Here is a 1,317-nt window from a genome sequence, read left to right as displayed (position 1 = left end):
TGTCCCGCACCGGGTTTGATGGAGACATCGAAACCTGGGAGGAACACCAGCGATGCCCGCACCGAAGAAGTACAACGATGAGCTGCGTGAGCGTGCGACCCGGTTGGCGGTCGAGGCCCGCCGGGACCCGGCCAGCGCGACAGGGGCGATCCGGCGGATCGCCGGTCAGCTCGGGATTCATCCGGAGGCGTTGCGGACGTGGGTGAAGAAGGCCGAGACTGACGCTGGTGACCGTCCGGGCACCACCAGTAGCGACGCCGAGCGCCTCGCGGCGTTGGAACGGGAAGTGCGTGAGCTGCGGCGGGCCAACCAGATCCTGAAGTCTGCGGCGAGTTTCTTCGCGGCGGAGCTGGACCGTCCGTCGCGATGAAGGTCGACTTCGTCGACTCCCAGAAAGCCGAACACGGTGTCCAGCCGGTCCTGCAGGCGCTGCAAGACACGCCCGCGGCGATCGCACCGTCGACCTACTACGCCGCCAAGACCCGCCCCGCCTCGGCCCGGTCAAGGCGCGACGAGGAGCTGACCGCGGTGATCGAGCAGGTCCACGCGGAGAACTACGGCGTCTACGGCGCTCGCAAGATCTGGCACGAGCTGCGTCGGCGCGGTGTGCGAGTGGCCCGCTGTACCGTCGAGCGGCTGATGCGCGAGTCCGGGCTGCGCGGGCTGCTGCGCGACAAAGCGCCGCGTACGACCCGGCCCGCAGCCGAGACCGGCCGACCCTCTGACCTGGTCAAACGAGACTTCACCGCACTGCGGCCGAACCAGCTGTGGGTCGCCGACCTGACCTACGTGCGCACCGCCGTGGGCTGGGTGTACGCCGCGTTCGTCCTCGACGTGTACTCCCGCATGATCGTCGGCTGGCAGGTGTCCACGAACCTCTACACCGACCTGGCCCTCGACGCGCTGAAGATGGCGATCTGGCGCCGCGAACATCAGGGTGCTGACCTGCGCAAACTGGTCCACCACTCGGACAGGGGAGTCCAGTATCGAGCGATTCGCTACAGCCTACGGATCGCCGAGGCCGGCGCTGTCGCCTCGGTCGGCTCCAAGGGCGACTCGTACGACAACGCGATGGCCGAGGCGTTCAACTCGCTCTACAAGGCCGAACTCGTCCGCAACCGAGGTCCGTGGCGTGGACTCGACGACCTGGAGATGGCCACCGTCGAGTACATCGACTGGTACAACAACCGCCGGCTGCACGGCGAACTCGGACACATCCCACCCGCCGAACACGAGGCCCTACACGCGATGACCCACCCGGTCCCCGCACCCCTGAAAACCAGCTAACCAACTGTCCATCAAACCCGGGGCTTGACA

1 pseudogene is annotated in these 1,317 nt (G+C 67.2%); it reads left to right on the top strand.

The window, feature by feature from the left end:
- The first annotated feature begins 52 nt into the window (after nucleotides 1-52).
- Nucleotides 53-1,287: pseudogene (locus C1I93_RS30535) on the top strand (IS3 family transposase).
- The last annotated feature ends 30 nt before the right edge of the window (nucleotides 1,288-1,317 follow it).

Source organism: Micromonospora endophytica (assembly GCF_003236305.1).
GTDB classification, from domain to species: Bacteria; Actinomycetota; Actinomycetes; order Mycobacteriales; family Micromonosporaceae; genus Micromonospora; species Micromonospora endophytica.
The sequence above is the reverse complement of the archived record's forward strand: the minus strand, read 5'-3'. Positions and strand labels throughout refer to the sequence as shown.